At 58.7% G+C, this 9,932-nt stretch carries 7 protein-coding genes and 1 tRNA gene; 6 read left to right on the forward strand and 2 right to left on the reverse strand.

Going from position 1 to position 9,932, the window contains the following annotated elements; all coding sequences use genetic code 11:
- The first annotated feature begins 500 nt into the window (after positions 1 to 500).
- From infC to RSSM_RS28260, 3 genes are all read left to right on the forward strand, one after another.
- Complete coding sequence (gene infC, locus RSSM_RS28250) at positions 501 to 1,031, forward strand: translation initiation factor IF-3 (protein ID WP_008687885.1); 531 nt, start codon at positions 501 to 503, stop codon at positions 1,029 to 1,031.
- 192 nt (positions 1,032 to 1,223) lie between these two features.
- Entirely contained in the window at positions 1,224 to 1,577 is a 354-nt protein-coding gene (locus RSSM_RS28255; RefSeq protein WP_008687886.1) for a hypothetical protein, read from the forward strand.
- Positions 1,578 to 1,591: 14 nt separating this feature from the next.
- The gene (locus tag RSSM_RS28260) at positions 1,592 to 2,827 is read left to right on the forward strand and encodes an NAD(P)-binding domain-containing protein (protein WP_008687888.1); all 1,236 of its coding nucleotides are present in this window, start codon (positions 1,592 to 1,594) and stop codon (positions 2,825 to 2,827) included.
- Between the two features lie 206 nt (positions 2,828 to 3,033).
- On the opposite strand, the gene RSSM_RS28265 is transcribed toward RSSM_RS28260, so the two are convergent.
- Positions 3,034 to 4,329 carry an SHD1 domain-containing protein gene (locus RSSM_RS28265; protein ID WP_236621447.1) on the reverse strand — a complete coding sequence of 432 codons (1,296 nt, stop codon included), beginning with the start codon at positions 4,327 to 4,329 and terminating at the stop codon, positions 3,034 to 3,036.
- Positions 4,330 to 4,903: 574 nt separating this feature from the next.
- Here RSSM_RS28265 and RSSM_RS28270 point away from each other — a divergent pair.
- Both RSSM_RS28270 and RSSM_RS28275 read left to right on the forward strand, forming a co-directional pair.
- Positions 4,904 to 6,715, forward strand: coding sequence for a sensor histidine kinase (locus RSSM_RS28270; protein ID WP_008687892.1), 1,812 nt, complete (start codon positions 4,904 to 4,906; stop codon positions 6,713 to 6,715).
- Between the two features lie 155 nt (positions 6,716 to 6,870).
- Complete coding sequence (locus tag RSSM_RS28275) at positions 6,871 to 7,614, forward strand: hypothetical protein (protein WP_008687894.1); 744 nt, start codon at positions 6,871 to 6,873, stop codon at positions 7,612 to 7,614.
- Between the two features lie 185 nt (positions 7,615 to 7,799).
- Here RSSM_RS28275 and lysS read toward each other — a convergent pair whose 3' ends face one another.
- Positions 7,800 to 9,377 carry a lysine--tRNA ligase gene (lysS, locus tag RSSM_RS28280; protein ID WP_008687896.1) on the reverse strand — a complete coding sequence of 526 codons (1,578 nt, stop codon included), beginning with the start codon at positions 9,375 to 9,377 and terminating at the stop codon, positions 7,800 to 7,802.
- Positions 9,378 to 9,648: 271 nt separating this feature from the next.
- Here lysS and RSSM_RS28285 point away from each other — a divergent pair.
- Positions 9,649 to 9,722: transfer RNA gene (locus RSSM_RS28285), tRNA-Arg, on the forward strand.
- Positions 9,723 to 9,932: the final 210 nt, after the last annotated feature.

Consider the following 9,932-nt stretch of genomic DNA (forward strand, 5'->3'; position numbering starts at 1 on the left):
AGCTAATCGCCCGACGGTTTGATCAGGGCAACTGTGAATGATCACGGCAACCATGAATTGTCAGGTAGGAATGGTCTTCGGACGCCGGCGTGCGGGTGATCCAATGAAGCCATTTGCTTGACGGGTGCGTAGTTTGCGTTGGATGTGCGGGCGCGTCAAGTGGCCCAGCAGTACCGATAAAACCGTTAAAATCTAGTGAATCACTGTTGACGTCTACCCCGATGCGGGCGGATACTTTGCGTAAATTGGGGTTGACGTCCGGATTAGCGGGTAGATTCACGGAGAGTGCCGGATAGATTCACACAGTGGATTCCGGGTTTTGCGAGCCAAACACTCGCATTTTTCCCGCAATCGATCGTGAACACTTGGCTGGCCGGACGCGGGCCTCAATTACGTACTATCCTCGAGAAGGGGATATCCGACACCACTGTCGGGTTCACCTCTTTTTTATTTCTTACCTTTTGTGCCGGTAACGCCGCCGGCCGGAGAAGATTGCTTTAGTGGCATTGGCACGACGAAACGCCCAACCGGACAATCGCGATTCGACGCGAATCAACCAACAAATTCGAATTACCCCTATTCGCGTGGTGAGTGAAACCGGCGAACAGCTCGGGATCATTCCTACCGAACAAGCTCTCGAGAGGGCCCGCGACGCGGGACTCGATCTTGTCGAAGTGGCCCCCGGCGAACGGCCGCCGGTCTGCCGAATCATGGATTACGGCAAATTCAAATACGACAAGAACAAAAAGAAAAACAGCGGTTCTTCGCATACCAAAACGAAGGAAATTCGGCTGCGGCCCAAGACCGGGGACGAAGACATCCGCACGAAAGTCCGCCAGGCAGAGAAGTTTCTCGAGCACAAGGACAAGGTCCAGGTCAGCGTCCTGTTCCGTGGCCGTGAAATGGCTCACATCGAAGAAGGCCGCAAGGTGATGGAACAGGTCATCGAGATCCTGAGCGAACACGGCAAGGTCGAAACGAAGCCGCAACAACACGGCCGCCGTATGATTTGCATGATCGCGCCTAAGTAAATCGCTCGTGCTGCGAAACGGATGGAGCCATTGGCTGCCATCCATTTCGCCTTTTTTTGCAAAAGCGAGCCGGTTTTGTGTCCGGTGATGCGGCAAAGTGAACATTTAACGGTTGATACGGTTTGCCGATTGCTACAATAGCGGGCAATCACACCTTCGTTGTTCACTGGTCCCGTCTCGGGGAGAAAATTCATGCTCGGTTTGAAATGGCGTTCTCTAATGCTCGCGAGTGCAGTCGCTGTAACTGCCTCGGCTTTCGCCGCCTCCTCGGCCGATGCCGGCTGGGGATATCGTTACGGCTACTCGTATCGCCCGGCGGTTGTTCCCGTCAGCGTTTACCGTCCGGCCTACGTTGTGCCTCGCTATGTCGCTCCGGTACGTCGGGCGTATCGCCCGGTCGTCGTGGCACCGGCTCCTGTCGTCGTTAGCCCTTATCGCGCCGGCTACCGCAGCTACCCGAGCTACGGCGGATACCGTGCAGGCTATGGCGGATACGGCGTGAGCGTGAACTTTGGCGTCGCCCCGGTCGGCTATATCGGCTACTAAGCATCGGTCGCCAAGTGAACGAGTTCGTTGAAACCGTCGTCGTCGGTGCCGGACCTATCGGCATCGAGACGGCAATCGAGTTGCAACAACGTGGGCTGCCCGCACGTGTCTACGATGCCGGCCCCGTTGGGCACACCATCTCGTGGTGGGCGCCCCAAACACGATGGTTCAGCAGCAACGACCGGATCGCGATCGCAGGCGTTCCGCTGCACACGGTGGATCAGTCGAAAGCCAGCCGCGAGGAATACCTGAACTACCTGCGGGGCGTCGTGGACCAATTTGACGTCGACGTTCGCACGTTCCACCGGATCGTTTCTATCGAACCGATCGCCCAAGAGTGGGACGGCAACGGCGAGGCACGACAGGAAAACGATACCGATCCACCGGCATCTCTCGCCCGATGGCGGTTGGGCATGGCTCGCGTCAACGACCAACGCTCCAGCGAAAACGGCTGGGAGCCCGACCCGGCGTTCTTTGTTGACGCCCGTTCGGTTGTGCTCGCGATCGGCGGCACGGACTTCCCCAACCGACTCGGCGTTCCCGGTGAAGACGCGCCTCACGTGGACGGATATCTCCGTGAGGTGCATCGTTATCACGGCCGGAACGTTTTGATCGTCGGCGGCCGAAACAGTGCAGTTGAGGCAGCGATCCGGCTACACCGCGGCGGTGCCAAGGTGACGCTGTGCTACCACCGCGACCAGTTGCCGGATGACGGCATTAAGTATTGGCTGCGTCCTGAAATCGAAGGGCTGATCCGCAGCGGGTCGATCGACGCGTTCTTCCGCTCCCGCGTGACGGCGATCAACGGCCCAGAAGTGACCATCACAACGGGACAGTCCCCGGGCGAGACGACTTCCCGGAAAATCGCCTTTGACGATGTACTGTTATTGATCGGCTATCGGCAGAACCCACGATTGTTTGGCCAGCTCGGGATCGTTTCCGATGCACCCTCGGGGGCACCGGTCTTCGACCCCGAAACGATGCAGACAACCAGGGCAGGCGTCTACGTGGCGGGGACCGCGATCGGCGGGACGCAGAGCAGCCGGTATCAGATCTTTCTCGAGAACTGCCACGACCACCCGAAAAAGATTGCTGACCACGTTTGCAGCGAAACGGGTGTCGCTTCGGGCCCAGAAGGGGACACACAGCCAGTTGCGGCTGGCTCGGAACGTGGAGCGGTGATGCGTGAGCGGGCTGGGAGGGGCGATCAGGGGCTTCGCCAGCGGATTGAGTTGCAGCCGGAGAGCTGAGTCGGTTTCGGTGGGGTGCGGTTGGCGGTTGGTGGGATCTTTAACAAGATCCACTACGGGAGGGTGGTTTGGGGGTGTTGGTGGGAGGCTGCATGAAAAAAGCCAGCACGCTGTGGAGCGTACTGGCTGGGCGATTGGCTTGGATAGCCGGCGATTTTGGTGATGCAACGCGGCGGTGGTACCGTCGCCGATACGGGCGAGCGGAGTTAGTTCGCTGCCATGGCGATGACGAAGATTTCCAGTCGCTCGGCGACTTGTCGAACGTACTTGCCGTCTTCTTCGCTGAGGCGATTCATCGGAACGGTGCACGTCTTGCCGTTTGACTTCAGCAGACGAACGTGGTCGTCACCGATCTTGATCAAACGTCCTTCGGTGCGGAACGTTCCGGTGTTGTCGACCCAGGTTCGCACTTCGGTTTGTTCCATCGAGGTCAGCGACTGCTCGGCTGGCTTGGAGACCACTTTCTGAACGGCTGCCGACTGAGTCGCGCCCGCGTCGGCGGGAGCCTTGCCGAAGAGGTCTTCGATTCCGGTGTCGCCGGCATCGTCCGCTGGCGGTTCACCGAACAGATCATCGATGCTGTCCGCAGGGGTGTCGGGCATCGCGGGTTCCGCCTCGGGGTCGCCGAAGAGGTCATCGATTCCACCGCCTTGCGGTTCCGTTTCCGGCATGTCGCTACCGGCAGGGTCGCCGAACAAGTCGTCGATGCTGCTGTCGTTCGCCGGAGCAGCAGGTTCACTGGCGGACGGATCACCGAACAGGTCGTCGATTCCCGACGCGTTGTCGGCTGGCATCGCGGGCTCGTCGGCCGGTTCGCCAAAGAGGTCATCGATACCGCCGGCATCGGCAGGAGCAGGATCGGTTTCAGGCATTTCCATATCGCCGCCGAACAGATCATCGACCGATTCGGTCGCGGGAGCTTCTGGTTCGGCAGGGGTTTCCGGTTCGGATGGCATTTCGAACGGTGTTTCCTCAGCCGGTGGTTCCGATTCGCCGCCGAAGAGGTCGTCGATCGAGGATTCTTCCGCGGGAGCCTCGGGCTCGGCGGGAGTCATCTCAGGCACAACAGGTGGCTCAGGAGCCGGTTCTGGCTCGGGAGCAGGTTCGGGCGTGGCGGGAACTTCCGGAGCCGGTTCTTCGACCGGGGCAGGCGGAACTTCCGCAGCAGGCTCTTCGGCTACCGGTTCTTCCGGAGCCGCGTCAACGGCTGGATCAGGAGTTGGCTCGGGTGCCGGTGCGGGCGGAGCTTCGGCGAACGGGCTGGGTTCGTCCGCATCCATCACCGAATCTCCGGTGTGTTCGGCCGGTTCGTCGGTTGGTGGTTTGGCGGCAGAAGTCTTGCCGGCGTCCGACTCGAGGCTTGGCGATTCGACGATTTCGGCGTCATCGAGCGACGGGATCGACGAATCCATTGGAATGATGGTTTCGTGAGGCACGACCGACTCGATCGCGACCGAGCCGCCACAGCAACCGGCGTCCATCACGGGCGCCGGGTCGATCATAACCGGTTCCGGGCAGCAAATCGGCTCGGGAGTGCACGCAGGCGGTTCAGGGCAGCAGACGGGCTCTGGGCAGCAGACGGGTTCAGGACTGCAAACGGGCTCGGGACAGCAAACGGGCTCGGGACAGCAGGTCGGCTCGGGGGTACATGCGGGCGCGGGATCGCATCCTCGCATGCGTTTGAGCAGCCAGCCAGCCGAAACGGGACCAGCACTGAGGAAAGTCGCCAACGTGACCACGAGGGTCCAACGCATGGCACGGCGAATTGAACGCTTCATCATTGTCTCGGAAGGAGTTGCAAAGTTCAAAAGTAGTCGGATATGGCACGTTAACTCGGTGTCTTCCCTGACAATACTCACGCATCCTAATTATCAGGCAAGAGGCAAACAAGCATCAAATGGGCGTCGTCTCCCCTCCGGAGTGGGAAATTTGCGAGAACTTCGATGGATATTCCCTTCGTAGTAAAAAGTCGGATTAGACGGATTCATCTCGTCACCGCGGCCGCTTTCGGTCAAACTAGAGCGGGCGATCGAAAACCGGTTTCGACGCCCCCGTCTCCCTCGATCCGTATTGCTGATGCTGAGGTTCGTCCAAGGCCTGTTTTCGTCGATGAGCCTAGAACGCAAGTGCCTGCTGTTCTTTGGCTCGGCTCTCGTTGTGCTAATGTGCGGTGCGTTTTGCGTCGTACTGTTGCTCGCCGACCGGTTTGTCAGCATGACGACGCAGCAGCAAGCCCGGGACGCGGCGGCGACGGAAATGATGCTGTTGCACTCCAACGCGATCTACAACGAGGGCGATTCGTCGGAAGAACAGGAACTGCGACGCCAAAAAGTCGACGCCTTGCGATCGCAACTGCTCAGCGAAGACATCGAATTCGACATTCTGGGGCTCGAGGATCCGCAGCCGTTCGATAACCTGGCTCCACCCAATCCACCGGCCTCGGACGCCGAACGGATGCTGTTGGAAGAACTCGAGCCGCTGTTTCGGGCCCGGATGGCGGACCGTTTGCGGGAGGACCAGCCCGGTTTGGCGCAACCGGTGAACCTCGCCGACGATGCCGCGATGAGCCGAATCGGACCGGGGAACCGGCCGCTGTTCAAATCCATCGGGCCGGTGAAGGGGCGATACGTTTACTACGAGCCGGTCTTCATCACGCAGGACTGCATCGCCTGCCACACGCCGACGGGGGCAACCATCGCATTGTCGCCGGATGTCGATCCCGAAACCCGCGCGGCGCAGCTGCCGTTCCGGGTCAAACGCGTCAGCATGCCGGACGAAAAAATTCTCAACGACACGACACAGATCCGTGCCACGGTGGTCGCGATGGCCATGCTGATCGTGGCGGTGACGTTGTTTGTGTTGCACGCGATTGTCCGGTATCTGGTCCTGCAGCCGCTGTTGCACCTACGTGATGTCAGCGACGCGATTACCCACGGGGACACCAATCAACGTGCGGTGATCGACACCGAAGACGAGTTCCGCGAACTCGCCGACGCGTTTAACCGAATGCTGCGTCACCTGACCGAAACCCAAACGCAATTGCAGAGCGTCAACCGGGAACTCGACGCACGGGTCGACCAGTTCGCTCAGTTGAACCTGCAGCTGTACGAAGCGAACCGATTGAAGACGGACTTCCTGGCGAACATGAGCCACGAGCTTCGCACGCCGCTGAACAGCATCATCGGTTTTTCAGAAGTCCTGCAGGGGATCGATTCGCTCGATGACAAACAGCGGCGTTACGCGACCAATATTCAAAAGAGCGGCCGACTGTTGCTGGAGATGATCAACGACATCCTCGACCTCGCCAAAGTCGAAGCAGGCAAGATGGAAGTCCGCCGCAGCGAGTTCGCCCTGTCGCGGTTGATCGGTGCCCAGTGCGATATGATTCAGTCGCTCTCGGAAGACAAAAACATCTCCTTGTCGGTCGACGTTCCCGATGATTTGCCGATGGCTTACCAAGACCCCAACAAGTTCGGTCAGATCATCAACAATTTGCTCAGCAACGCGATCAAATTCACTCCCGAGGGCGGCATGATCACCGTCAAAGCGGTCGACCTCGGCGACGGCCGGTTTCGGATGTCTGTTACCGATACCGGTGTTGGGATCGCCGAGGAGGATCAGCCGATCATTTTCCAGAAGTTTCGACAGAGCAAAAAAGTGCTCGACGGTGACGGACTGACTCGCGAGTTCGCTGGCACCGGATTGGGCCTTTCGATCGTGAAGGAACTGGCGATTTTGCTGGGCGGCGAGATTGATTTCCGCAGCGAACTCGGGCGCGGCAGCACCTTTTGGGTGACGCTGCCGTATCGTCTCGGTGAGCAAGAATACGACGACGCGGCGGCCTCCGGATCAACGCTAACGGCGGACTCGATCGCGGCAATGAACTGATTTTTGAAATGCGACTGCCCGGCAGAGCAACGAACCGAAACACCCGCCCCGCGTCTGTATGTTTGCTAGGCGGGCCTGTATGATTGCCAGGTGGGGCGACCTGGCGTAAAAGTGTTTACTCTTCTCCCCTCCTCCCTCAACCCAAATTCAACTGTATGAGCGATTACGGCGTTTTCGGTGACGAATATTACGTCAACATGAATTTGTCTACCGAAATGGAACTGCCGCAAGGACGCGAATCGGTGCTGCATTACTTCGAACAGGTTCGGAAGAGATATCCGACGATGTCGAATTTTTACAGTCGCGAGAAAGGCGAATTTGTCCTCGAGGAAGAGAAAGACGGCGGCGCCTACCGATGGGTCTCCACGGAACCGAAGCGGATCAACAGTGGGATGGTAAACCCCGATTCGTTCGTCGATGCGTGCGAACAGCACCACGCGATCTTGGAAATGGTGCCCTACGAATTGTCGATCAGCCCGCTCGATTGCGAATCGCTCAGCGTGATGTTGGGGTTTGACTTTGCGTGCAAAGGAAACCACAACGAAATCCTGCATGAGGCGATCGGGATCGCACCTGGATTGGACAAGTTCACAAACTTGCCCTACGGGAAGATGCTGTCCAATGAACCGTCGATTCAATTTTCGCTCGACGACGATTGCCGAACGCAGTGCCGGATCAGTTTTGAAACACGCACCACGGCGTTCCAAATCCGATCGGGCGAATTCAGCGAAGAACCGCTGAGCGTTTACATGATGGTTCGCCGGTACGATTCATTGGGGGCCAACGAAAGCTACGCGAGCGAATTCCAGCGTCTCTCAGGCTTGTGCCGCGACTTGGTCGATGAGTACCTGATCGAGTCGGTACTGCAACCGCTGCAAACCGCGATTGCGATTCGCTAAAGCATCCTGAAATTTGATGTGCCCGATCCCGGTAGCTGGGTTCGCTAGAATTCAGTTTGTCGTTCGTAGGCCGGACCAAGCGCAGCGACGTTCCGGCAATCACCAGACTGCCGGATGGGCGCCGCAAAGCCTCCTTCATCCGGCCTACTTTGCAGCAACCACTGCAGATCGCGATTTGTTTCGGATCACTCCGGCCGCAGCACGGGGAACAGGATCACGTCTCGGATCGACTTGCTGTTAGTCAGCACCATGACGAGTCGATCGATCCCGATCCCGAGACCGCCGGCCGGTGGCATTCCGTAGCGTAGGGCACGCACAAAATCGTGATCCATCTTGGCCATTGAGTCTTCATCGTCCTGTCCGGCGAGCTGGGTCTTGAACAGCTCCTCTTGCAGGTCCGGGTCGTTCAACTCGGTGTAGGCGTTCGCCAGTTCCATGCCGCAAATGAACAGTTCGAAACGTTCGGCGATCTCCGGGTTGTCCTGCTTGCGTTTGGTCAACGGGCAGATACTCGCCGGGTAATCGATCACGAAAATCGGGCCTTTCAGCGAGTCTTCGACTTTCTCTTCGAAGATTTCGTTGCGAACGACATCGGGGTGTTTGTCTTGGGTGTCGATGTCGAGTTTCGCAGCCAACTCCAACACCGCCTCTTCATCGGTCGGATTGATGCCGGTCGCTTTCTCGAACAGCTCCGCATAGGTGGCGCGTTGAAACGGCGGGGTGAAGTCAATCTCTTGGCCGTTGTACTCGCGTTTGTAACCGCCGCCAATTTGGTCGAGAGCGTCACAGATGATCCGCTCGGTGAGCTCCATCATCGACTCGTAATTGCCGTAGGCCTGATAGATCTCGATCATCGTGAACTCAGGGTTGTGCCGTGGCGACAAGCCTTCGTTGCGGTACACGCGTCCGAGTTCGTAGACGCGTTCCATGCCGCCGACCATCAGTCGTTTGAGGTGCAGTTCCAGGGCGATCCGCATCGTCAGCTTCATATCGAGAGCGTTGTGATGCGTTTCGAATGGCCGGGCGGCGGCGCCGCCGGGGACGGTGTGAAGCGTCGGCCCTTCGACTTCGCAGAACCCGCGTTCATCGAGTGTCGATCGAACGCTCTTGATGATCTTGGTCCGGTCGAGGAACGTTTGGATCACGCCGTCGTTGAACGCCAAATCGGCGTATCGCATCCGCTGACGCAGTTCAATGTTGGTCATACCGGCGTGCTTTTCCGGTGGGACCTCGAGCATCTTCGTGAGCATGAACAGATTTTCGGCGAACACGGTCAGTTCGCCGGTGTTGGTGCGTCCGAGCCGTCCTTCGACACCCACTAAATCGCCGAGGTCGAATAGCTTGGCGAGGTCGAAGTTTTCCTCACCGACCTGCTTCTTGCCGATAAAGATTTGGATGTCGCCGGTCCAATCGCGGAGGTTCAGGAAGATCAACTTCCCCGCCGTCCGGGCGAGCATGATGCGGCCTGCGACGCGAACCGTCGGGCCGATTTCTTCTCCCGGGCCGTTGTCGTTTTTCCACTGACGGTAATCGAGGTCGGGGCTCTCGAAGTCCGGCAGTTCGAGCGTTTTGCCATCCGCGGTGACGAACTTCACCTCACCGACGCGGGATCGGCATTCGCCGTTAAGGGTACGGTCGTCAAACCGTTGCCCCCAGGGATCGATTCCGCGTTGGACCAGCTCCGCGAGTTTGTGCCGTCGTGCGGCGTGCGGGTCGGTCAAGTCGGAATTGTCGTCGGGATTGGGTGCGGAAGAGTCGGCCACTGCGGATCGGTTCGTGTTAAAAGGAGGGAGGCAGAAACAATCGGGCGGCCCAGATTGTGGATTTCGCCGCCCGGGGACGCAAGCCGACGCAGACCGCATCTGGCAAAGCGGCGAGATTTCGGTCAAACTGCGTCCTGCGAGGAGAGGATTCCGAGACGAAAGGCTCGCGAAAAATCCGAAATCCCCCCTGAATCGCCGATTTAGCAGTGAATCAAGAATTCTCGGTGGTTCAGTCAGTCTCTTCGCAAGCCATCTCTGAAGACCATCTGCCGCACCCGTGGCACAATTGGATAGCGCGTCGGCCTCCGAAGCCGAAGGTTGTGGGTTCGAATCCCGCCGGGTGTATTTTTGCATCGCTCTCGCCTCGCGATGCTTTCCGGGAACCGGGTTTCGCCAGACCCCGTTTTTATTTGACGGATGTTTTCCGCCCCGAGTGATTGTGCGATGGGTCTTTGGGTGCGAGATGCATCGCGGATACGGCCCATCATGGCAGTCCCGCGACTCGTCTCGATTGCAGCAAAAAGTTTAGGTCGCCCCCGTAGCGAAAGTCGCCAA

The organism is Aporhodopirellula sallentina SM41 (genome assembly GCF_000346505.1).
GTDB classification, from domain to species: domain Bacteria; phylum Planctomycetota; class Planctomycetia; order Pirellulales; family Pirellulaceae; genus Rhodopirellula; species Rhodopirellula sallentina.